Raw genomic sequence first — 22,261 nt, forward strand, 5'->3', positions numbered from 1 at the left:
GATGGACAGCGTGGCGTACGACGCGTTTGTCCTGCTGTCCTTCGGCGGACCCGAGAAGCCCGATGACGTGATGCCGTTCCTGCGCAACGTGGTGCGCGGGCGCGGGGTGCCGGAGGAGCGGCTGGCCGAGGTCGCCGAGCACTACCTGCACTTCGGGGGAGTCTCGCCGATCAACCAGCAGTGCCGGGAACTGCTCGCCGCGGTCCGGGCCGAGTTCGCGGCGCACGGGGTGACGCTTCCGGCGTACTGGGGAAACCGGAACTGGCACCCCATGCTGGAGGACGCGGTCGCGCAGATGCGCGACGACGGCGTCACCCACGCGCTCGGCTTCGCCACCAGCGCCTACGGCGGCTACTCGTCCTGCAAGCAGTACTGGGAGGACATCGCGCGGGCCCGGGCCAAGGTCGGCCCGGGTGCGCCGCGGATCGACAAGCTGCGGCAGTTCCACGACCACCCGGGCTTCGTCGAGCCGCACGCCGACGCGGTCCGGCAGGCGCTGACCACCCTCGACCCGGCCCGGCGCGGCACCACCCGGCTGGTCTTCACGGCCCACTCGATCCCGGCGTCGATGGCCGCCACCGCAGGCCCCGACGGCGGCCGGTACGAGGCACAACTGACCGAGACGGCCACCCTGGTGCACGCCGCGGCCGCCGCCGACCTGCCGTGGGACCTGGTGTGGCAGAGCCGCTCCGGGCCGCCGCAGGTGCCGTGGCTCGAGCCGGACATCAACGACCACCTGACCGCGCTGGCCGACAAGGGCGTCACCGACGTGGTGGTCAGCCCGATCGGCTTCGTATCCGACCACCTCGAGGTGATCTGGGACCTGGACAACGAGGCTGCCGACACGGCCGCCGGGCTCGGTCTGGGCTACGCCCGGGCGGTGACTCCGGGCACCGATCCGCGTTTCGTCACGATGGTCCGCGAGTTGGTCGAGGAGCGCACCGCCGCATGGTCCCGGGACCGGCTGGGTACGCTCCCGGTCTGGGACGAGTGCCCCTCGCCCTGCTGTCCACCCCCACAGCGACCGGCACCCCGAGGAGCATGATGGCTGAGCCACCCCGCGGCGGAAAACCCCAGCACAACCCCCAGCAGCGCAAGGCAATTGAAAGCTGGCTCACCGACATGGACGGGGTGCTCGTCCACGAAGGGGTGCCGGTGCCCGGCGCTCCCGACTTCGTGAACCGGATGAAGGCATCCGGCAAGCCGTTCCTCATCCTGACCAACAACTCCATCTACACGCCACGCGACCTGCAGGCCCGGCTCAACCGGATGGGTTTCGACGTCCCCGAGCAGTCGATCTGGACCGCGGCGCTGGCGACCGCGCAGTTCCTCGCCGATCAACGGCCGGGCGGCACCGCGTACGTGATCGGCGAAGCCGGTTTGACCACCGCGATGCACGCCGCCGGCTACGTGCTGACCGAGTTCGACCCGGACTATGTGGTGCTCGGCGAGACCCGCACCTACAGCTTCGAACAGATCACCAAGGCGATCCGCCTGATCGACAGCGGCGCCAAGTTCATCTGCACCAACCCCGACGCCACCGGCCCGTCCAACGAGGGCGCCCTCCCCGCCGCCGGCTCGGTCGCCGCGATGATCTCCAAGGCCACCGGTGTCGACCCGTACTTCGTCGGCAAGCCCAACCCGATGATGATGCGCTCCGCGCTGAACACCATCGAGGCACACAGCGAGAGCACCGCCATGATCGGTGACCGGATGGACACCGACATCCTGTGCGGGCTGGAGGCCGGCCTCGAGACGATCCTGGTCCTGACCGGCATCAGCACGAGGGCCGAGAGCGACCGCTACCCGTTCCGCCCCTCCCGCATCGTCAACTCGGTAGCCGACCTGATCGCCGAGATCTGACCGCCGGGCGTCCTGGGTGCGCAGCAGTCGCGACACATGCGACGGATACCAGCGACTCCCGCCCGCTGGGGTGGGCACGCCGTCGGCGTTCAGGCCGGCGCAGATCTCGCGCAGCAGGGCGCCCGCCCGCCGGGCTCGCACCACCCGGGCGAGCACATCGTCCGGGCAGCGGCGGGGCCGGCCGAGCCGCAGCCCGCGGCGGCGACGCCCGGCGAGCGCGGCGCAGGTGGCCGCGCTGATCTTCCGGTAGGCGGTCACCGCGGCCGCCAGAATCCGAGCAGCTGCCGCAGAACCGCGGCGGCGTGCCGCCGGTTGCCGGCGTCCGGGTGAAAGAGCGCGACCGCGAGGGCCACGCCGGTGTAGAGGGTGAACATGCCGAGAATGGCGGCGACGAGGTGAGTCACGAGAAGCTCCCGATGATCGTCCAGGCGTGCGGTCGACCGACGGAGCATCGGGGCTGCTCAGGCAGATGCGCCGTCCCACCGCGGCGGTGCCGCGGCCCCCTCTTACGGAGGAAGTGGAAGCTGCATCTCCTTTCGCTGCCCCCAGCGTAGGGGAGGAGGTCACGTTTCCGGTAAAGGGTCCGCCGGGATCCGCTGGCCACATCGTGAGCCCGTCCTGGAATGCGGACGATCATTCCACCGGCCGGGACACCCTCGGAGCTGGACGTGGGGTGGGTGAGTGAGGGTGGGGCGGCGCTGTTGTCGCGCGGGATGACGCGGTGCGCAGGCCCGACGGCTGGCAGCGGGTGAGCGGAGTCGATGCAGGTGTGGGTGGCCGATGAGGGGGTGCCACCCCTTTTGGGGGAAATGTCGGGTAAAGGGGTATGAAGTGGCCTAGGCTGGGGTGATGGCTCGCGGACTTAGCCTTGTTCGCACCCGTCGGGGGCGGTCGGTGGGTGTGTTGGTGCTGGCCTCTTGTCTGTTCGGTGGGCTGGCTGAGGTGATTGATCCGGCGGTACCGCCGGCTTCGGCGCCGGCCCTGGCCGCGCCGCCCGTGTCGGTGCCGGCGCCTGTGGTCAAGCCCAGGACGGTGGTGTTGCGGGCTGCGGCGCCGCCCAAGGATCTGCCGGTGATCAAGTATCGGTATGCGCCGGGCGGGTTTCCGGCTGATCCGGATTCGACGTCTGCCGCGCCGGTCACCGAGGCTCTGCATCCGAGCCGGCGGCTTGCCGTCTATGACAAGCCGGGTGGGACGGCGCGTGCCTACCTGCCGCCGCACATCCGGGGCGTGCCGGTCATCGTGCCGATCGTCGGGCGGCAGCCGGGGTGGGTGGCGGTTCTGTTGCCTTCGGTGAACCGGCGGATCGGGTGGGTGCCGGCGCGCGGGTGGACGAGCCGGCCGCTGCGGGATCAGTTGGTGGTGCGCCGCGGGACGCACGAGTTGGTGTGGCTGCGTGACGGCGTACGGCAAAAAGCTTGGACCGTGGCCATCGGCAGCAAGCGCACCCCGACGCCGCTCGGCCGGACCTTCGTGCTGGGCCGGACCGGCACCCACGGGTCGGTCTACGCGGGGCTGGACGCCCTGGTGCTGGGCGCGGTGCCGGACGATCGCGAATCGGTGGCGCCGGGGTTGCGGGATGCGCACACCGGCATTCACGCCTGGCATCGCGCGTCCGCGTTCGGCCGCAGTGTTTCGAACGGCTGTGTCCGGATGCCGCCGGCCGCTCAGTCTGAACTGCTGCGGGAGATCGCCCCGGGAAGTCTGGTCGTGGTGCTCGACTAGGCTCGCCGGGTGTCCATGGTGATCGCCTCGGCGTGGGTGTGCGTGCGGGACCGGCGAGTGCTGGTCGTGCGCCCGGATGACATCGACGCCTTCTACCTGCCCGGCGGAAAACCCGAGGAGCGGGAGTCGTACGCCGAGGCGGCCGCGCGCGAGGTGCGCGAGGAGGTCGGCATCGCGCTCGACCCGGGTGAGCTCACGCTGTTCACCGAGATCGTGGCGCCGGCGCACAACCGGCCGCCGGGCACCGAGGTTCGGTTGTTCTGCTTCCGGGGCGGCAGAAGCCATGGAGGCGAGCCGGCACCCGCCGCCGAGATCGCCGAGATCGACTGGTTCACGTCGGCGGAGAGTCATCGCTGCGCGCCGGCGATCCAGATGGTGCTCGCCGAGCTGGTCGGAGCCGGGCTGATCGACTAGGAGCAGGTCGGGTGCGCGGCGTGAGCCTTCGGTTGCGAGTGCGATTCCCGAGCGGGCGCGGGCCGACCACTTCCGTGTGAAGCTCAAGCTCGTTGCCGCCATGACCGCCGCCATCGCCAGCCTGTTGACCCCGTCCGCTGCCGTCGCGGCGGAGACCACAGCCGCGCCCGTGGTCGGGATCATCGGGAACTACTCCGACGACGACATGCGGACCATGCGGGCCGGCGGCCGGGCCGGGGACGCCCTGGTCGAGCTCGAGTGGGCGTACGCCGAGCCGGTCCGCGGCCGGTTCGACGAGGCGTACCTGGACCGGATCGCGGCGCGGGTCGCGAACCTCACCGCGATGGGCTACACGATCTCGCTGAACGCCGGCGTGCAGGACGCACCGGCCTGGCTGCTGCGGCTGCCCGGCGCCCGCTACGTCGACCAGCACGGCGAGGCCTACCTGGACACCGACGAGCCCAACCTGGTGTTCGGCACCGGGTACCGCTACCTGGCCGTGCGCTACCTGACCAAGGTCTTCGCCAAGCTGGGCACCGGCTTTTCGATCGTGCGGGCCGGCGGCGGGCACTGGGGCGAGCTGACCTACCCGTTCCGCCTCGACCCGGCGACCGGGCGGCTGCGCAACCTGTACTTCGCGTTCGACGTCAACGCCCGCGCCAAGAACCCGGTGCCGGCGTGGCGTCCCGGCCGGCCGAGCCCGAACGGGCAGGCCGGCAAGTTTCTGAGCTGGTACCTGAACTCGCTGACCGGTTACCAGAACTGGCAGGTCCAGGCGCTGCGCACGGCCGGCTACCCGGGGCGGGTCGCGATGCTCTACCCGTCCTGGGGCATGCGGGCCGGGGACTTCGAGCGGGCGGTCGCGACCGACCTGGGCGGCACGTCCAGCGCGGAGATCAACGGCGAGGTGCAGCGCGGCTACGACGCGAGGCGGCAGATCAACGGTCTGCGCGACCGCAACGTCGTGGTCTACGGCACCTGGGCCGAGAACGCCGACACGGTGAACTACCTGTCCGGGCTGGCCCGGGCCAGGGGCCTCGCCACGATGGGCGAGATCAGCCACGTCTGCCTGCCGTCGCAGCTGCCGTCGGTCTACCGGCAGGCGCAGGAGGGCGGCCTGGACGCGGTTTATGTGGTACGCCTGGCGGCCTCGGACGTGGTGGCGGCCGCCGCCGCGTAGGCGCAGGCCCGGACCAGTCGCCGGGCCACCGCGGCCCAGGTGAACTCGGCCGCCCGCGCGGTGCCGTTCACGACCAGGCGATCCCGCAACTCGTGGTCGGTGCGCAGTCGTTGCAGAGCGGCTGCCCACCGGCCCGGGTCGGTGGGCGGTGCGTAGACCGCCGCGTCCCCGCCCACCTCGCGCAGCACCGGCACGTCGCTGGCCAGCACCGGCGTCCCGGTCACCATGGCCTCCAGCATCGGCAGGCCAAAACCTTCAACCAGGGAGGGGTACGCGAGCAGACTGGCCTGCGAGTACACCGCTCCGAGCAGGTCCTCCGGCACGAACGGCAGCCGCCGGACCCGGTCGCCGACTCCGCACCGCGCGATCGCCGGCCCCACCTCGTCCGGGAACCGCTCGTCCGGCGACCCGACCAGCACCAGCCGGCAGCCCGGCACCCTGGCCACGGCCTCGACCAGCACCGGCACGTTCTTGTGCGGCCGCTGCGCCCCGACGTGCAGCACATACCCGGGTTCCAGCCCGAACTCCGCCCGCAGCCGCCCGGCGTCCCCCGGCGTGCACTGCAGCCCCTGGTCGACCCCGTTCCCGATGACCTGCGCCGCGGAAACTCGCCGGTGATAGAACCGCTCGACCTCCCGCGCCGACGCCCGGCTCACGGTCAGCACGGTCGAGGTCCAGGCCACCGCGGCGGTCATCGCCCGGTAGGCCAGATACATCCGCCGCGACGGCACGAACCGCGGGTCGGTTTCGAAGATGCAGTCGTGCAGCAGCGAAACCCGCGGAGTCCCGGCGATCGGCGAGGCACCGAGGTGGTACGGGAAGAACATCACGTCCACCGGGTGCCGCCGCAGCTGCGACCGCCACCGCCACAGCTGACACAGGTCGACCGGCCGCATCCGGGTGGGGCAGACCGACACCCCGGGCCGCCGCCGCAGCGCCTCCAGGTCGAACCGCCGCGACCGCCGCGTTCCCGTGAAGATCACCAGCTCGACGCCGGGCATGTCGGCCATGGCGGTGGCGAGCTCGAAGGCCACCCGCCCGATGCCGTGATACCGGTCGTCGAGCACCCGCCCGTCAATCCCGATGCGCAACGTCATGAGGGCCGCCGGCTCGGTAGCAGGTCGGGGAACGCGGCGCGCACCACCACGAAGCCGGCCGCCGCCGCGATCAGCAGCCACAGCACCACGTGCTCGGTCAGGGCCAGGGCCAGGACGGCGAGCAGGACCCCGGCCAGTTCACGGCGGGTTCTCCAGGAGCGGAGCAGGTGCGCGGCGCCCCCGCGTACGGCTGGAAAAAGCGTGAGCGCACCCACCGACAGCAACCCACCAGCCGCGGCGCCGGCCGCCAGGCCGCCGACCGCGAAGGCCGCACCGGTCGCCGCCACCACCGCGAGGTAGGCCAGCGTGATCCCGGCCAGTGCGCCCGCCGACCGCCCGCTCGGATCCGCGGCCTGCAGGAAGGTGACGCCCAGATTGAGCGCGCCGATGGCCAGGCCGAGCATCGCGGTCCAGGGCAGCCAGCGGCCCACGTCGTCGAAGCTCGCCGGGAACAGCAGAGCCCGGATCTGATCCGGCAGGGTGCCCAGGGCGCCGGCCATGAGCAGACCGATGAGCAGGTACGAGCGCAGCGCCGCGGCCCGGTGCGCGGCTGCCGGATCGCGGGCGAGGTGCGGGAAGGCGGCCGTGCAGATGGCATTCGAGGCGAACATCGGAACCCGGCCCAGCGCGGACGCCGCCTGGTAGGGCCCGCCGCCGCGGCCACCGAGCCCGAGCAGCGCCACCAGCACCGTGTCGCCGGCGCCGGCCACCGCGACGGTCACCTTGAGCCGGGTCTGGTGCACCGCGGCCCGCCACAGCGCCGACTCGTCCGCGCGCCACACCGGGCGGCGCAGCAGGTGGCGCACGGCCGGCAGCGGCAGCAGCAGCACCAGCCCGCCGGCCACGAAACCGAGCAGCGCCCCGGCGGCGCCCAGCGACGTGCCGAACACGAGCGCCGCGCCCACCCCGAACTTGACGAGGGTCTCCGCGGTGAGCAGCCCGGCGATGGCCGCCATCCGGCCCCGGCCCTGCAGATAGCCGAGCACCGTCGAACCGGCCGCCAGCAGCACGCAGGCCAGCCCCACGACGGCGGCTTCGCGGGCGGTGCCGAGGACGAGTTCGGCGCCGGCCAGCAGGAGCGCGAGGACCGCCCCGACCAGCAGCCCGGCCCACATACCAAAGGTGACGACGACGGCGTGCCGCTCGTGGTCGCCGGGGTTGCGGGCCAGCTCGCGGGCCACCACCCAGGGGATGCCGGCACCGCAGACCGCGCCGGCCACCACGATCAGCGCCTGCCCGGCGGCGAAGGTGGCGTATTGCGCGGGGTCGAGGCCGTGGGTGAGCACGACGGCGTAGGCGTAGTTGACGATCCCGGCCGTGGTGGTGGCGACCAGGAGCCAGCCCGCACGCGCCGGCGCCGGGGCGAGCACGGCGGTCACCGCGGCCGTCCCATGCCCGTGCGGATCTGGCTGAGCACGCTTCGGCGGCTCGGAGCGCCGCCGGCTGCGATGCCGCCCACCGCGACCAGGGCCAGCGCTCCCCCCAGCAACCCCAGGAAGAGGCCGGCCGACGCATTCGGTGCAACAACCGCCGCCGGATTTCCGCAGGGTGCGGTGCGCGCCGGCACCGGGCCGGGCGCCGACCACAGCTCGATCGTCTGGTAGCGCCGGCTCGGGAACTCCCGGATCCGCACGCCGTGCCCGCGCACCCAGGTGTCCAGTTCGGGCGAGCTCACCCCGTACCGCATCGCACTGTCCTTGCGGGACAACAGGAAGAGGTGGGTGCCGGAGGCGAGCGCGGCCGGGCCGTCGGGTTGCGACTCGACGCGGTTGCGCGGCAGCACCGGGATCCACCGCCAGGCGTCACCCGTTGCGTTGACCGGTTCGCAGGCGGCACTGTTGGTGAGGTGTGTGCCCATCCGGAGCGTGGCGTCGTCGCGGGCCAGCGGCACGTTCAAGCACCAGGCCACCACTCCGGTCAGTAACAACGCGGCGATCACGACCCGCGGGGGAGTGTGCCAGCCGAGCACCCCGATCAGCACGGCCGGGACCGCCGAGTAGGCCGTCAGCTGCTCGTTCGCCTGGCCGAACAGCACGCAGTAGCCGAGGAAGCCGAAACTCAGCACGGCAAAGGCCAGCAACGACGCGGGGCGCGACCGGGCCGCCCGCCGGCGCAGCACCCCGGAGGTCCACAGCAGCCGTAGCAGGCCGGCCACCCCGAAGACAAAGATCAAATACCCGCTCAGGTACGTGGCGAAGGTGCTCCCCAAGATGCCGGTGCTCGAGACGCCCGGCCGGTTCATGCCGCTGAGCTGCAAAAACCCGGCCAGGCGGTCGAGGTTCGTGCGGTGCTCGGCCAGCCACCAGCCGCCCGCGCCGCCGAGCACCGCCCACAGCGGAAAGACCGCCCACACCCCGAACCCGACCAGCACCGCGGCGGCGGCCCGGCGGAGGAACTGCCAGTCCTGCTCGAGGGCCGCGGCCAGCACCGGCACCAGCACGGTGAACAGCAGCGGCTCCTTGACCAGCAGCGCGATCCCGGACACCGCACCCACCAGCGGCACGTAGCGGGATCCGGGCGCCCAGCGCAGCCGCAACCCGAGATAGACCACCACCAGGCCGGTCAGCACCGCGGTCGGTTCGATCAGCGCGGTCCGCCCGAACCGCAGCAGGAACCCGTCCACCACGACCAGGCCCAGCACCGCGCCGAGCACCAGGTCGCTGCGCCGGTACAGCCGGGACAGCAGGCCCGACATCAGCACGGTCGCGACGCTGACCAGTGCGCCCAGCACCCGGGCCGCGAAGACCGCGTCGAGGACCGGCGCCTCGGCCGTACCCGTCAGAATTGACCACCCGCCCAGCAGCAGGAAATGCAGCGGCGGATGCACCGCGGTCGGCTCGGCCGACCAGGAGATCGAGCCGTGCCGGGCCACGTTCTGGGCGGCCACCGCATACATGACCTCGTCCAGGTCGAAGTCCACCGCGTGGCGCAGATTCACCAGATAGGCGAGCGCCGCGAGCAGACCGGCTCCGCCGAAGATCAAATACGTCCGATCAGGTACGCGTCCGGAGGCGGGCCTGTCCGGCGGCGGCGACGAGGGCGGCGACCCGCTCGTGGCCGGCTTCGTTGAGGTGAGCGTGGTCATCGAGGAAGTCCTCCCAGCACCGGACCGACCCCGCGGTGGCCACATAGACGGCGTCGTCCCGTTCGGCCGCCACCGCGCGCAGGATGTCGTCGTGGCGCCGCAGCACGGTGTTGGAACGGGGAAACATGCGCTCGTCGACGGGCCAGAGGCCGACCAGCACCTTGGGCACCGGTCCGAGCCGGTTCAGCAGGTCGCGCAGGCCCGCCTCGAAATCCGCGGCGCCGAGCCGGTGAAAACCGCCGGTGACCCCGATCAGCACCCGCTTGACCAGCACCTTCGCCGTGGAGACGAGACGCTGGTGCAGGCGCCGGGCGGGCCGCCGGGAGAAGTACGGCCGGGGCTCGACGCCGTCCGGTCCGCGCCAGCCGGCCGGGGCGAACCGGTCCAGCACGGCCTGCAACACCCGGCTCGGGTGCACGTGCCCCTCGGCCGCGCCGAACGACAGCAGCACGACGCCGGGCCGGAACTCGGCGATCCGCTCGATGGTGTCCGCGCCGACCTGGTCGACCACCTGCGCCGACCGGGACAGCTGCAGGGTCTGCACGGCGCCCAGCAACTCGGCCGCGCGCACCGCGAACGACCGGCCGTGCACGCCGAGCCCGGCCGAATGGCTGGACCCGACGATCGCCACCCGCACCGTCACGACGCTCTCCGGGCGAACCAGTCGCTCAGCTCGCGGGAACGCGGACCGGCGGTGCGCCGCCAGCCGAGCAGGTCGGCCGGCCGTGCGATCCAGGCCCGGACGTCCGCGGTGTCGACGCCGCACCGGCGCATCAGCGCGGTGGCGTCCTCCTCGTCGTAGCCGGCCAGCAGCAGCCGTACCTTGGGGTCGCGGCTGTCCGGCTCGTCCCAGTCGACCTGGTCGACCGTGCGCAGCCGGGCGTAGTCGACCCGGGCCGCCGCGCGCACCGGCAGTTCCACCACGGTCGACAGGTCGCAGGTCGCCCGCCGGTCCGCGGCGGTGCGCCGGGCGTCCTCGTTGGCCAGCAGCCCGGCCATCCGGTCGGCGGCCGCCTCCCAGGTGAAGCGGCCGGCCCAGGCGCGGCACCGGCGGGCGTACGCGGTTGCGACCGCCGGGTCCTCCAGCTCGATCAGCGCCGAGGTGAGCCGGCCGGCCAGGTGCTGCGCGCGGTCGACCACCCAGCCGGTAGCCCGGTCGCGCACCGCATCGCGCAGGCCGGGCGCGGCCAGCACCACGGCCGGCACGCCCAGGCTCATCGCCTCGGTCACCGCCAGGCCCCAGCCCTCCACCTGCGACGTGCACACGGTCACCCAGGCCGAGGCAAGCCGGCGGTTGCGCTCGGCGTCCGGCAGGCGGCCGGGCAGCCGGACGCGTTCGCCCAGGCCGAGGTCGCGGACCAGCCGGCGCAGCTCATCCATGCACGGCCCGTCGCCGATCAGCTCCACGGTCACCGACGGCACCAGCTCGACGACCCGGGGGAGCACCCGGATCAGCAGGTCCCAGCGCTTGTGCGGGGCGAGCCGGCCGACGCAGACGATGCGCGGCTCGGGGCTGCGGGTGGCGCCGGGCGCGGCCAGCCGCTGCTGGCCGTTCGCGGCCACGAACACCGGTCCGGTCAGCCCCAGCACGTGCCGGACCTCGGTGCGCGACGACGGCGACACCACGGCGATGGTGCGGTCGCCGTACACGCAGCGGTTGCCGACCCGCTCGATCCACCGGCCCAGCTGGGCCAGCGGGAACCGGAAGTGCTGGCCGAACATCACCTGGTGCACGTGGTGGATGAGGACCAGGACCGGCACGTGCGGCCCGACCGCGACCGGGGAGAAGAACGGGATCCCGTTGCAGGTGTCGACGATGCCGTCGATCCGGTGCCGGTTGCGGAACAGCCAGATCAGTGCCAGCAGGTAGACCGTCCAGGTGCCGCCCATCCGGCGCACGGTGGCCCCGCGTACGGTCTCGACCCGAGCGGCCCCCCGGCTGCGTGCGGTGATGATGGTGACCCGCTGGCCCTGGTCCACCAGCCGGGCCGCGATCTGGTGCATGTACTCCTCGGCGCCGCCGCGCAGCGGATGCCCGATGTCCTTGTAGTTGAGCCAGACCAGGTGGTCGCCGGGTTCGGCCCGGTAGCGCCGCGACCTCACACCGCCACCCGCTCCACCACGGCGGTCGTCTCCAGATCGGCCCGGGCCGGACCGGCCACCCGGCCGACCGCGGCGATCCGCAGCCCGGCATGCCAGACGCTGTCCGGCAGGTCGGGGACGAACCCCGGGCCGTCCGGCGCCTGTTCCCGGACGATGGTCGCGGCGGCCGACACCTCGAGGACGGTGGACCGGCGGCCCCGCGACCCCAGGCAGACCACGTGCCGGTCGCCCGCGGCGAGCATGCGGACCGCGTGGTCGAACCCGGCCGTGTCGGTGCTGCCGAGGTCGTCCGGCTCGCCGAGCGCCACCCAGCGCGCCGCCGTGCTGGTGATGCCGCGCAGGGCGGCCGCGTGCCAGCCGGGCCGCGAGCAACCGACGGTCCGCACCGGGACCGGCGACTCGGCGGCCAGGCCGTCGACCCGTTCCAGGGTGCGGTCGCTGGACCCGCAGTCGACCACCGCGATGGCCGCCGGCACCGCCAGGTGCCGCAGGCAGGCGACCACATTCCGGAGTGCCGGAACCACGTCGCCTTCCCGGTTGCATACCGGAAGGATGAATTCGAGATCGACCGAGTGCGCCTGCATCTCCCCCGTGCCCCGCCGTTCGCTGTCGGTTGTCTCGCCCCTCATTCTGGAAGAAGTGCGGGGGTGAAAACATCAGAAATCAACACTTAAGGGGTACCCACCGACCCATACTTCGAACGTCCGACAAATCGGCTCCGGAAGGCGGCATCGTGCGGCAGAATGCGTGGATTGCGGTGGCGGCGACCACCCTCGCGACCCTGGCCGTGAGCTCACCGGCCGCCGCGAGCACGACGATCACGCACGAGACATTCGCCGACGCGTCCGGTCTCGTGCTGAACGGCACCGCGGCGGTGACCGGCGGCGTGCTGCGGCTCACCAGCGGCCAGCGCAACCAGGCCGGAGCGGCCTGGTCGGCCACCACGGTCGACCCGGGAGTGGCCTTCGACACCACGTTCGACGTGCGGACCAGCGGGCCGGCGGTGCACGCGGACGGGTTCGCGTTCGTGGTGCAGACCGACGGCAGCCGGGCCATCGGCGGGCTGGGCGGCAGCCTCGGCTACGGCGGCATGACCCGCAGCGTGGCGGTCGAGTTCGACACCTACCGCAACCGCGGCGAGATCGACGGCAATCACGTCGCGGTGGTCACCGGCGGCCTGGCCGGGGCGCACCGGGCCTCGGCCGCGGCACCCGTTCCGATCTTCGGCGGGCGCCTGCACGTCCGCATCGAGTACGCGCCGGAGGCGAAGCGGCTCACCGTCGCGCTGCGCCGGGCCGGCGAGCCGTGGACGCACGTGCTGACCCGCGAGGTCGACCTCGCCGAGACGCTCGGCACCGGGCGCGCGCACGTGGGCTTCACCGCGGCCACCGGCCGGTCGGTGTCCACTCAGGACATCGTCAGCTGGCGGCTGGCTCAGGCGGGCTGATCCTCGAAATACCGCCGGGCCACCGCGGTGTGCAGGCTGAAGCCCAGCTCGATGGGTTCGTCCAGGACGTGCCAGCCGAACGATTCGATGTTCGGGGCCGACGGCGGCATCGCGGACGCGTCCGGCAGCGGCGGCAGCAGGCCGAAGACCAGCAGCGTCCCATCCGGAGCGCTGACCGTCTCATAGTGGCGCACGCCCGCGGCGTCCATCCGCAACCCGGTCTCCTCATAGAGTTCCCGGACCACCGCGGCCTGCCAGGTCTCGCCCACGTCGATGAAGCCGCCGGGCAGCGCGAGCCGGTCGCGGGCCGGCGGGATGCTGCGGCGCACCACCAGCAGCCCGGCGCCGATCGGCTGCACCGCGACGCCGACCGGGGTCGGATTCTGGTAGCTGGTCTCGCCGCAGGCCGCGCACCGGCGGGGCCACGGCTGACCGGGGACGAACCGCGCGCCGCAGAACGTGCAGTGGGCGTGCCGATCGGCCATCAGGGGCACAGCGGGCTGTTGCAGGCTGCCACCAATGCCTGGCGGCACGCCGTGGTCAACGGGCGCAACGCCGCGTCGCGCTGCTGTGCCTCATAGCCGTTGACGGCGCCGCCCGGTGCGTTGGTCTCGGCCAGGGCGAGCACCTGGTCGAGCACGCTGGCCCGGGCGAACAGCCGCCGGGCCCGCGGGTCGAACCCGGCCGGCAGGGTGGCCGTGCTCTCCGGGCGGCGCAGCGCCTGCAACGCGCCGGCCAGCTCCGGTTTCCACTGCGCCACGTCGAGCTTGGTGAGCTGGTCGGTGGCCTCGCCGAGCGCCGTGGCCAGCTCGGTCTCGGCCTCGGCCGCGCCGATCTGGAACACCGGGCGGTATTCGTCGACCGGGAAGAACCGCCACAGCACGGTCTCGAATTCCACCCCCGAACCGGACGTGTGCCGCCGCACCTGCGGGACCACGCCGAACGTGGGAGTCATCACCGCCTCGCCGGCCAGCAGGGCGGCACCGGTCAGCTCGCCGGGCCCGGGCAGCCCGCGCGGGTCGCCGGGCGCGGGCAGCACCAGGCGGATGTCGTCGGGGTGCACCTTGGCAAAGATGGGCAGGCCCTGCGGCAGCGGCACGTCGGTCCACGTGCCGGGCGCGTCGGCGACGAGGTGTTCCTCGTCGCCGGCGATCTCGCCGGCCAGCTCGTCGAAGGGCACGAGCCCGGCGCGCCAGGCGCGGACCCAGGTCACGAACCGGGTGGAGCGCCGCGCGGTGCGGGTGGCCGCATCTGCTGCGGGGGACATGCGAGCAAGGGTACGTGCCCAGCGGGAAGGTTGTCTCGGCCGGAGCGTCAGAAGCGGCGTGTCCCAACGCACGGGTTACTTTGCTTGCCATGTATGGGGAGGATGTTCTCAAGGGCAACTGGCGCCGTCGAAAAGTGGTGCCCGAGGTGGACGCCGAACGGGACCTGGTGGTCGAGGACGTCGACTCCGGCTTCTGCGGTGCGGTGGTCGGCTTCGAGCTCGGCGCCGTGGTTCTCGAGGACAGGCACGGCAAGCGCCGCAACTTTCCGCTGGCACCGGCCGCGTTCCTGCTCGACGGCCGGCCGGTCACCCTGCGCAGGCCGGCACCCTCGGCCGCACCGGCCCAGCGTCGCCTGACCGCTTCGGGTTCGGTCGCCGTCGCGGGCGTCCAGGCGCAGGTCGCCAAGGCCAGCCGGATCTGGGTCGAGGGCATCCACGACGCCGCGCTGGTCGAGCGCATCTGGGGCGACGACCTGCGGATCGAGGGCGTGGTGGTGGAGCCGCTGGACGGCATCGACGACCTGCCCGCGGCCGTGCGCGCCTTCCGGCCCGGACCGGCGCGCCGCCTCGGCGTCCTCGTCGACCACCTGGTGCCCGGTTCCAAGGAGAGCCGCATCGTGGCCGCGGTGACCGACCCGAACGTGCTGGTCACCGGCCACCCGTACGTCGACATCTGGCAGGCGGTCAAACCCGAGCGGATCGGCCTGCGCGAATGGCCGGTCATCCCGCCCGGCCGCCCGTGGAAGGAGGGCATCTGCGCGGCGGTCGGCGTGCGCGAGCCGGCCGACATGTGGCGGCGCATCCTGCGCGAGGTGAGCAGCTACAAGGACGTCGAGACGCCACTGATCAACTCGATGGAGCGACTCATCGACTTCGTGACGGTCCTCGAGGATCAAGTTTGAGAGCCCGGCCCAGCCGCTCCGCGGCCTCGGCCAGCCGGTCCGGCGCCTGCGCCGCATAACCGAGGACCAGGCCGGGAGGTCCGGGTTCCAGGCGGTGCCAGGACAGGGGGTGCACGCGTACGCCGGCGCGCGCGGCCCGGTCGGCCAGGTCGGTGTCGGCGGTGCCCTCGGGCAGCAGGATCAGCAGGTGCAGGCCGGCCGCGACGCCCGCCACCCGGGCCTGCGGCAGGTGCCGGCGCAGCCCGGCGAGCAGGGCGTCGCGCCGTCGCCGCTGCCGGGTGCGCACGGCCCGCAGGTGCCGCTCGTAGTCGCCGGTGGCCAGCAGCCGGGCCAGCACGAGCTGCGGGATCGCCGGGCTGCCCAGGTCGGTGTCGTGCTTGGCGGCCAGCAGGGCCGGTTGCATCGAGCGCGGCGCGATCAGCCAGCCGAGCCGCATGCCCGGGGCAAGAGACTTCGAGACACTGCCCGCGTACGCGACGCGGTCCGGCGCGGAACCCTGCAGCGCGGCCACCGGCTGCCGGTCGTAGCGGTGCTCGGCGTCGTAGTCGTCCTCGACGATCAGGCCGCCGGCCGCAGCCCAGGCGAGCAGCCGGCGGCGCCGGGCCGGGCTCAGCACCACGCCGGTGGGGAACTGGTGTGCCGGGGTCAGCACGGCGACGCTGTGCTCGATGCGGTCGACCAGGATGCCCTCGTCGTCGACGGGCACGCCGGCCGCGCGTACTCCCCAATGGGCCATCTGGTCCCGCGCCCCGCGTGACCCCGGATCCTCCACCGCGGCCACCGAGACGCCGCCCGCCCGCAGCGTCTGCGCCAGCAGCGCGAGGGCCTGCGCCACCCCGCTCACCACGATGATGTCGTCCGGCTCGGCCCGGATGCCGCGGGTGCGTGCGAGCCAGCCGGCCAGTTCGGCGCGCAGCCGCGGGGCGCCGCCCGGATCGCCGTATCCGAGATCGACCGCGGTGATCTCGTCGAGCACGGCACGCTCGGCGCGCAACCAGCTGGTGCGGGGAAAGGCAGACAGATCCGGTACGCCCGGCGACAGGTCGACGTCGATCCCGTCGCCGGCCGGCATCGGCAGCCGCAGTTCCCGCACCTGCCGCCGCCGGTCGGACGGCGCCAGCGGCCGCACGCCGCGGTCCGCCACCACGGTGCCCGCGCCGGTACGGGCCGTGGCCAGCCCCTCGTCGATCAACCGCTGGTAGGCGTCGACGACCACACCGCGGGACACCGCGAGTTCCGCAGCGAGCTGCCGGGTAGCCGGCAACCGGTCACCGGGCGTGAGCCGGCCGGTCACGATCGCCGCCCGCAGCCCGGACGCCAGCCAGGCCGTCAACCCTTTGACCGGCGCGTCCGCGGGCCGCAACTGGAGGAAGTCCGACCCGGAAATTGGTCCTCCTCGGCGTACCTGGATTGGTCCTTCAACCGGACCATACTCGCACCGAGCATGGAACGCGTGACCCTCCTTCCCGCCCTGGCCGGCGCCGCCGGCATGGTCTTCGTCGGCGGCAGCGTCGCCGTCTCGGGCGCTCTCGCCGACGCCCCGATGTTCACCGTGCAGGCCGCCCGGTACGCCGTGGCCTGCCTGCTCCTGGTCCTCTTCGTGCGGCTGACCGGCCGCCGCCTGGTGCGCCCGCGCGGCACCGACTGGCTGTGGCTGGTGGGCGTGGTGCTGACCGGCATGCTGCTGTTCAACGTGGCCCTGGTGCTGGGCTCCCGGCACGCCGAACCGGCCGTGCTGGGCGTCGCGGTGGCCTGCGTGCCGGTGCTGCTCGCGGTGGCCGGCCCGCTGCTGGAAGGACACGGCCCGGCACCCCGCCTGGTCGCCGCGGCAGTCGTGGTGACCGGCGGTGCGGCGCTGGTGCAGGGCTTCGGTCGCGCGGATCTGACCGGCCTGTTGTGGGCCGTGGTGACGTTCGCCTGCGAGGCCGGCTTCACGCTGCTGGCGGTGCCGGTGCTGGGCCGGCACGGCGCGTTCGGCGTCTCGGTGCACGCCTGCTGGCTGGCGGCGGTCGTCTTCGCGGTCACCGGCCTGGTCTGGGAGGGCCCGGGTGCCCTCGGCCGCCTCGGCGCGGACGACGTGCTGGCCGGCGCCTATCTGGCGGTGGCGGTGACCGCGGTGGCGTTCGTCCTCTGGTATTCCTGCGTCGAACGCATCGGCTCGGCCCGGGCCGGCCTGTTAACCGGCGTGGCCCCGATCGCGGCCGCGGTGGCCGGCGTAGCCCTGGGCGGGCCGGTGCCCGGCGTCATGGTGTGGCTCGGTGTCGCCGTGGTCGCCGCCGGCCTGGCACTCGGGTTCCGCGCCGCCCCGTCGGGGCGTGCTCCGGCCAGTTCGTCGCCACCATCTCGGACAGGTCGCGCATCGCCTGATAGAGCCGGGATTTCGCGGTGCCCTGGGCAAGACCGAGCCGATGTGCCGCCTCCGGTGTCGTCCGGCCGCGGAAGTATGTCGCGACGATGATTTCCCGGTGCTGAACCGGGAGGCTCTGCAGCATCACTTCCGCTCTGGTCGGCATCCTTGGCACTCTGCTCAGCCGGGCGCCGCAACTCCAGTGCGCAGTCGCGGCGTAGTCGCACCATTACCGGTTAAATCGGTGGCCCGGTGCACCGCCCCGTGCCACGATCGACCCGAATCGGCACCGAGAGGAGACAACCATGCGAGCAACTTCCACGCTCCGGACCCCTGACCGTCCCACCGTGGAGTTGCCCGTTGGCCTTTCTCAATCTCGGCGTCGTCGCACATGTTGACGCCGGCAAAACCAGCCTGACCGAGCGCCTGCTGTTCGAGGCGGGCGTCCTGACCGAGCCCGGCAGCGTGGACGCCGGCACCACCCGCACCGACGCGATGGAGTTGGAGCGCCGGCGCGGCATCACGATCCGCGCGGCGGTGACCTCGTTCGCGATCGGCGACCTGACGGTCAACCTGCTCGACACCCCGGGCCATCCCGACTTCATCGCCGAGGTGGAGCGGTCCCTCGCGGTGCTCGACTCGGCGGTGCTCGTGGTGTCCGGCGTCGAAGGCGTCCAGCCGCAGACCGTCGTGATCTGGCGGGCCCTGCGCCGGATCGGCGTGCCGACCGTGCTGTTCGTCAACAAGGTGGACCGCGCCGGTGCCGACGTGGCCCGGGTGGTGGCGCAGGCTCGGCACCGGCTCACTCAGAACCTCGTCCTGCTCACCGCGGTCCGCGACGCCGGGCAGCGGCACGCGGGCGTCGACGCCGTGGCCCTCGACGCCGAGCCCGTCGTCGAGGCGGTTGCGGAGGTGGACGACCGGATCCTCGAGGCGTGGCTCGCCGGTGAGCCGCCGCGTCGCGCCGCCGTCCGCAAGGCCATCCGGAAGGGCGTACGCCGCGGCGCACTCACTCCCGTCGTGCACGGCTCGGCGCTGACCGGCGCCGGGGTGCCGCAGTTGCGCCGGGCCCTGGCCGGTCTGTTGCCGCGCGCCCGCGAGTGGGACGGCCCGCCCGCCGGCAGCGTCTTCGCGGTCGGCCGGGACGAGAACGGCCGGCGCGCCTGGGTGCGGCTGTGGTCCGGCGAGATCCGGGTCCGCGACCGGGTCGCGTTCGCCGGACGCCGGCCCGAGCGGATCACCCAGGTCGCGGTCAGCCGGCATGGCGGCGTGGAGGTGGACCGGGCGGCCGGCGCCGGGCAGATCGCGGTGCTGCGCGGCACGTCGGCCCGGATCGGCGAGACCCTCGGCGCCCCGCCCGAGCGGCGCGCGCACCGGTTCCCGCCGGCGACCCTCCAGGCGCTCGTCGAGCCGGTCGACCCGGCGCAGCGGACCGCGCTGTTCGCCGGGCTGGCCGAGTTGGCGGACGAGGACCCGCTGATCGGCCTGCGCCTCGACGAGCGCGCCGGCGAGGCGGTGGTCTCGCTGCACGGCGAGGTGCAGCGGGAGGTCATCGGGGCGCTGCTGGCGGACCGGTACGGGGTCAAGGCGCGCTTCGGCGACATCACCGTCGCGTGCATCGAACGGGTCACCGGCACCGGCACCGCAGCGGACCGGGTGCAGGAGAACGGCAACCCGTACCTCGCCGGGATCGGGCTCCGGATCGAGGCCGCACCGGTGGGGCACGGCATCGAGTTCGCCGCCGGAATCGAGCCCGGCCGCCTGCCGCCGGCCTTCGTGGCGGCCACCGAGGAGGGGGTACGCGCGGCCCTGCGCCAGGGCCGGTCCGGCTGGCCGGTCACCGACTGCGTGGTCACCATGACGTCCTCGCAGTACTACCCGCGGCAGAGCCGGCCGCACCAGAAATTCGACAAGTCGGTGTCGAGCGTCGCGGCGGACTTCCGCAACCTGGCCCCGGTCGTGGTGGCCGCCGCGCTGCGCCGGGCCGGCACCCAGGTCTGCCAGCCGGTCAACCGGTTCGAACTGGACCTGCCGCGTCCGGCGCACGGCCCGGTGGCCGCGGTGTTGGGCCGCCTGGGTGCACTGATCCTGGACACCGGGCTTTTGGGGCCGCCGGTCCGGGACACCGGCCTTTCGGGGGCGCCGGTACCGGACACCGGGACCGCTGCCGGATATGTGCGGCTCACCGGGCATCTGCCGTCCGCCCAGATTCCCCGGCTCGCTGCCGCGTTGCCCGACCTGACCACCGGCGAGGGCATTCTGGTGACCCGGTTCGACCACTACGCCCCGGTGCTGGGCCGGCCGGAACCGACCCAGCGGCGGCGTGGACCCGACCCGGCCGATCGCGAATCCTGGTTCCGCGCCGTACCTCGATGAATTTCCTTCGGGTTTTCGATGCATTCCGGCGGATCTTGGATACACTCGGCGCCGTCGTCGACGATCTACAGCAGACAGTCGTTCCCTCTTCGCACAACCAGAGGACACCGCTATGCGACTGCAAACATCGTCCACTTTCCGGCGTGATCTGGCCCGTTCCCTCCGGCGCGTCGTTCCCGTTCTGCTAGCCACCGCCCTCGCCGTCTACGGGATGTCGGCCGCGGCCGATGCCGCCGACCCCACCAAAATCAAACTGACCAGCGCCGGCCCGGCCAAGCTCTGGGCCGGCTCGGTGAGCTCGACCGGTCCGGTCACGCCGTCGGTGCCCGAGTGCGCCGCGGTCCACTGCGACAGGCTGACCCTCGTCGTCGACCTGCCGGACAACGTCTGGCGCAAGCCCGGCGGGGTGCAGGTCGCGGTCCGCTGGGACGGCGCCACCGAGGGCGCTCTCGGCCTCTTCGTCTACCGCGGCCGCACCCTGGTGGCGAAGTCCACGGCCGGCGTCGGCCTGGCCCAGTCGCTGCTGCTGCGGTCGGCGACCGACGGCACGTACACCATCTACGTCTCCTACGGCGTCACGTTCGGCGCCGTCGACCCCGACCCGGTGATCCCGTACGAGGCGCTGGCCGAGGTGGAGTACGACCCGGCCGCGAAGCCGGTGCGTAACCTGCTGCCCGACCTCAAGTCCCTGCCGCAGGAGAACGTCACCTACGACAACCCCGGCACGATCTTCGGCGACACCGCGCAGCCCGGTCAGTCCTGCTTCGACTCGGAACGCACCGAGCATGCCGCGGTGCAGTGCCTGCGCTTCGACCAGGTGCTGCAGAACATCGGCGAGGGCCCGGTGGAGCTGCGCTTCAACCGGCAGGCCGGGGTGCGGCAGGACGAGCCGGTGGTCCAGCGGATCTTCCGCTCGGCCGGCGGCTACACCGACCGCGACGCCGGCCTGGTGGAGTTCCACCCGGTGCACGGCCATTACCACTTCAAGGGCTTCGCCCAGTCGGACCTGTGGCTGGCCGACAGCACCGGCAAGGTGGTCGGCACGGCTCCCGCGGCCGAGGGCGACAAGGTGAGCTTCTGCGTGGCCGACACCGACCTGGTCACGTTCGGCCGGAAGGGCGACGCGCCGATGTCCTACCCGGCGCCCGACTGCCTGGACCCGAAGAGCGTGGAGGGCACCACCGAGTACTTCTGGTACGGCATGTCCCGCGGCTGGGCGGACCGCTACAACTGGTATCTCCCCGACCAGTACATCGACACGTCCGGCCTGGCCGACGGCACGTACGTGCTGTTCACCCGGGTAGACCCGGAGAACAAACTCCAGGAGAGCAGCGACACCAACAACTGCGGCAGCGTGATCGTGCGGCTGAGCGGCCTGGCCACCGAAACCCCGGCGGCCCAGCTGCTGGGCAGCGGTCCCGCCTGCGTCTAGAGCGTTTCCGGGTGGCCGCGTCCGTGCGGTTTGCGCGGACGCGGCCCACCGGAAGTCGCTCTATCAGAATCGGCGGTCAGTGCGGTTCTCCAGGGATGCGGGGGATTTGGTCGCCGCGGGACTGCTGGAATGTCTGGTATATGCGCGCGGCATGGCGCCGGGCCTTGCCGTGGTCACGGCGACGCCGCAGGTCACGCCGGCCGAGGGAGGCCAGTCGCCGACAATGCCAGTTTTCTCTCCGCGGAGCCGTTGAGCTGCAAATTCAGGTGCCGGGGAGGACTGCTGACCGCGGGGCGGCTATGGCAGATTGAGGATGGCACGCCAGTTGGCTATTGCTGCGTAAACGCCCATGAGAGCGCAGGCGGTCTCGATTAGACGGTCCATGCGGTCACCCTGGCAGAAACGGAAGGCACCGACCGGGCCATCGCCGAACACCGCGGGGGAGACGCCGCCGGGGCCGAGGGGCGGTCGTCGTGGCCGGTTGGGTGCTGCGGGGTGGGCGCCCCGCCCCGATTGAGCAGTTTTCGAGAAGCCGGGGTCTCGGTGTCCTGCCTAACCTGACGATGTTTTTGTCGGCACGGCAGGGGAGTTTGCGATGATCACGAAGCTGAACGTCACCTCGATCTTTGTTCTCGACAAGGATGAGGCGTTGGAGTTCTACGTTGGCAAGCTTGGGCTGGAGAAGGGTAACGACGTCCAGCAGGGGTCCTACCGGTGGCTGACCGTGCGGGTACCGGGTGAGGGCGGCACCGAGATCTCGCTGGAGCAGCCTGGTCCGCCGCTGCACGACGAGGCCACCGCCCAGCAGATCCGTGAGCTGGTCACCACGGGGGCCATGAACGGCCTCGTGCTCAACTCGGACGATGTCCAAGGGCTGTACGAGTCGCTCAAGGCCAGTGGTTTCACCGACTTCACCCAGGAGCCCACCGCCCACTTCTACGGCACCGACATGGGGCTGCGGGACCCGTTCGGCAACGCGATCCGGATCCTCCAGCAGGGCTGAGGGTCGACAAACCCCGGGTG

Annotated in this window: 21 protein-coding genes and 1 pseudogene; 11 read left to right on the forward strand and 11 right to left on the reverse strand. The window is 72.6% G+C overall.

Annotated elements, in window-relative coordinates:
- The first annotated feature begins 10 nt into the window (after positions 1-10).
- The gene (locus Ari01nite_RS22620) at positions 11-1,045 is read left to right on the forward strand and encodes a ferrochelatase (protein WP_203783614.1); all 1,035 of its coding nucleotides are present in this window, start codon (positions 11-13) and stop codon (positions 1,043-1,045) included.
- Positions 982-1,863, forward strand: a complete 882-nt coding sequence (locus Ari01nite_RS22625; protein WP_438872219.1) for an HAD-IIA family hydrolase — start codon at positions 982-984, stop codon at positions 1,861-1,863. Before Ari01nite_RS22620 ends, Ari01nite_RS22625 begins: the two co-directional genes overlap by 64 nt.
- Positions 1,864-2,117: 254 nt before the next feature.
- Here Ari01nite_RS22625 and Ari01nite_RS22630 read toward each other — a convergent pair whose 3' ends face one another.
- A complete protein-coding gene (locus Ari01nite_RS22630) occupies positions 2,118-2,267 on the reverse strand; it encodes a hypothetical protein (RefSeq protein ID WP_203783617.1) in 150 nt (49 codons plus the stop codon).
- A 667-nt stretch (positions 2,268-2,934) separates the two neighbouring features.
- Between Ari01nite_RS22630 and Ari01nite_RS22635 the strand changes: the two genes are divergently transcribed.
- The 3 genes from Ari01nite_RS22635 to Ari01nite_RS22645 all read left to right on the forward strand — a co-directional run bounded on the left by Ari01nite_RS22635 (position 2,935) and on the right by Ari01nite_RS22645 (position 5,182).
- Positions 2,935-3,588: a L,D-transpeptidase gene (locus tag Ari01nite_RS22635; RefSeq protein ID WP_239162924.1), complete on the forward strand. Its 654-nt coding sequence runs from the start codon at positions 2,935-2,937 to the stop codon at positions 3,586-3,588.
- A gap of 15 nt (positions 3,589-3,603) precedes the next feature.
- Positions 3,604-4,002: an NUDIX hydrolase gene (locus Ari01nite_RS22640; RefSeq protein WP_203783685.1), complete on the forward strand. Its 399-nt coding sequence runs from the start codon at positions 3,604-3,606 to the stop codon at positions 4,000-4,002.
- A gap of 76 nt (positions 4,003-4,078) precedes the next feature.
- Complete coding sequence (locus Ari01nite_RS22645) at positions 4,079-5,182, forward strand: beta-galactosidase (RefSeq protein WP_203783621.1); 1,104 nt, start codon at positions 4,079-4,081, stop codon at positions 5,180-5,182.
- Here Ari01nite_RS22645 and Ari01nite_RS22650 read toward each other — a convergent pair.
- Genes Ari01nite_RS22650 through Ari01nite_RS22675 form a run of 6 tightly spaced genes read right to left on the reverse strand, consistent with a single transcriptional unit; the run spans position 5,131 to position 11,991 of the window.
- Positions 5,131-6,279: a glycosyltransferase family 4 protein gene (locus tag Ari01nite_RS22650; RefSeq protein WP_275410863.1), complete on the reverse strand. Its 1,149-nt coding sequence runs from the start codon at positions 6,277-6,279 to the stop codon at positions 5,131-5,133. The two genes, Ari01nite_RS22645 and Ari01nite_RS22650, sit on opposite strands and share 52 nt — an antisense overlap.
- Entirely contained in the window at positions 6,276-7,658 is a 1,383-nt protein-coding gene (locus Ari01nite_RS22655; protein WP_203783623.1) for a lipopolysaccharide biosynthesis protein, read from the reverse strand. The genes Ari01nite_RS22650 and Ari01nite_RS22655 overlap by 4 nt, the downstream gene beginning before the upstream one ends.
- Positions 7,655-9,364, reverse strand: coding sequence for an ArnT family glycosyltransferase (locus Ari01nite_RS22660; protein ID WP_203783628.1), 1,710 nt, complete (start codon positions 9,362-9,364; stop codon positions 7,655-7,657). The genes Ari01nite_RS22655 and Ari01nite_RS22660 overlap by 4 nt, the downstream gene beginning before the upstream one ends.
- Complete coding sequence (locus Ari01nite_RS22665; protein ID WP_203783629.1) at positions 9,273-10,007, reverse strand: SGNH/GDSL hydrolase family protein; 735 nt, start codon at positions 10,005-10,007, stop codon at positions 9,273-9,275. The genes Ari01nite_RS22660 and Ari01nite_RS22665 overlap by 92 nt, the downstream gene beginning before the upstream one ends.
- Complete coding sequence (locus Ari01nite_RS22670; RefSeq protein WP_203783631.1) at positions 10,004-11,467, reverse strand: glycosyltransferase family 4 protein; 1,464 nt, start codon at positions 11,465-11,467, stop codon at positions 10,004-10,006. Before Ari01nite_RS22670 ends, Ari01nite_RS22665 begins: the two co-directional genes overlap by 4 nt.
- A complete protein-coding gene (locus Ari01nite_RS22675; protein WP_203783633.1) occupies positions 11,464-11,991 on the reverse strand; it encodes a glycosyltransferase family 2 protein in 528 nt (175 codons plus the stop codon). The genes Ari01nite_RS22670 and Ari01nite_RS22675 overlap by 4 nt, the downstream gene beginning before the upstream one ends.
- 209 nt (positions 11,992-12,200) lie before the next feature.
- On the opposite strand from Ari01nite_RS22675, the gene Ari01nite_RS22680 reads away from it, so the two are divergent.
- The gene (locus Ari01nite_RS22680) at positions 12,201-12,914 is read left to right on the forward strand and encodes an L-type lectin-domain containing protein (RefSeq protein WP_203783635.1); all 714 of its coding nucleotides are present in this window, start codon (positions 12,201-12,203) and stop codon (positions 12,912-12,914) included.
- Here the strand turns inward: Ari01nite_RS22680 and Ari01nite_RS22685 are convergent.
- Both Ari01nite_RS22685 and Ari01nite_RS22690 read right to left on the reverse strand, forming a co-directional pair.
- The gene (locus Ari01nite_RS22685; protein ID WP_203783637.1) at positions 12,902-13,399 is read right to left on the reverse strand and encodes an NUDIX domain-containing protein; all 498 of its coding nucleotides are present in this window, start codon (positions 13,397-13,399) and stop codon (positions 12,902-12,904) included. The genes Ari01nite_RS22680 and Ari01nite_RS22685 overlap by 13 nt on opposite strands.
- Complete coding sequence (locus Ari01nite_RS22690) at positions 13,399-14,181, reverse strand: Rv1486c family protein (RefSeq protein WP_203783639.1); 783 nt, start codon at positions 14,179-14,181, stop codon at positions 13,399-13,401. Before Ari01nite_RS22690 ends, Ari01nite_RS22685 begins: the two co-directional genes overlap by 1 nt.
- An 89-nt stretch (positions 14,182-14,270) precedes the next feature.
- Between Ari01nite_RS22690 and Ari01nite_RS22695 the strand changes: the two genes are divergently transcribed.
- Entirely contained in the window at positions 14,271-15,083 is an 813-nt protein-coding gene (locus tag Ari01nite_RS22695) for a DUF3097 domain-containing protein (protein WP_203783641.1), read from the forward strand.
- Here Ari01nite_RS22695 and pdxR read toward each other — a convergent pair.
- On the reverse strand, positions 15,046-16,416 hold the full coding sequence (gene pdxR, locus Ari01nite_RS22700; RefSeq protein WP_239162925.1) for a MocR-like pyridoxine biosynthesis transcription factor PdxR: 1,371 nt from the start codon (positions 16,414-16,416) through the stop codon (positions 15,046-15,048). The two genes, Ari01nite_RS22695 and pdxR, sit on opposite strands and share 38 nt — an antisense overlap.
- Positions 16,417-16,536: 120 nt before the next feature.
- On the opposite strand from pdxR, the gene Ari01nite_RS22705 reads away from it, so the two are divergent.
- On the forward strand, positions 16,537-17,541 hold the full coding sequence (locus Ari01nite_RS22705; protein WP_438872216.1) for a DMT family transporter: 1,005 nt from the start codon (positions 16,537-16,539) through the stop codon (positions 17,539-17,541).
- Here Ari01nite_RS22705 and Ari01nite_RS51300 read toward each other — a convergent pair.
- A pseudogene (locus tag Ari01nite_RS51300) lies at positions 17,492-17,596 on the reverse strand (hypothetical protein); the annotation flags it as partial. The gene Ari01nite_RS22705 and the pseudogene Ari01nite_RS51300 sit on opposite strands and share 50 nt — an antisense overlap.
- 194 nt (positions 17,597-17,790) lie before the next feature.
- Between Ari01nite_RS51300 and Ari01nite_RS22715 the strand changes: the two are divergent.
- The 3 genes from Ari01nite_RS22715 to Ari01nite_RS22725 all read left to right on the forward strand — a co-directional run bounded on the left by Ari01nite_RS22715 (position 17,791) and on the right by Ari01nite_RS22725 (position 22,241).
- Complete coding sequence (locus Ari01nite_RS22715) at positions 17,791-19,806, forward strand: elongation factor G (protein WP_203783642.1); 2,016 nt, start codon at positions 17,791-17,793, stop codon at positions 19,804-19,806.
- Between the two features lie 112 nt (positions 19,807-19,918).
- Positions 19,919-21,238: a lysyl oxidase family protein gene (locus tag Ari01nite_RS22720; RefSeq protein ID WP_203783643.1), complete on the forward strand. Its 1,320-nt coding sequence runs from the start codon at positions 19,919-19,921 to the stop codon at positions 21,236-21,238.
- 595 nt (positions 21,239-21,833) lie between these two features.
- Positions 21,834-22,241 (forward strand): VOC family protein, encoded by a 408-nt coding sequence (locus Ari01nite_RS22725; protein WP_203783646.1) that lies wholly within the window; start codon positions 21,834-21,836, stop codon positions 22,239-22,241.
- The last annotated feature ends 20 nt before the right edge of the window (positions 22,242-22,261 follow it).

The sequence above is a fragment of the Paractinoplanes rishiriensis genome (genome assembly GCF_016862375.1).
Lineage (GTDB): Bacteria > Actinomycetota > Actinomycetes > Mycobacteriales > Micromonosporaceae > Actinoplanes > Actinoplanes rishiriensis.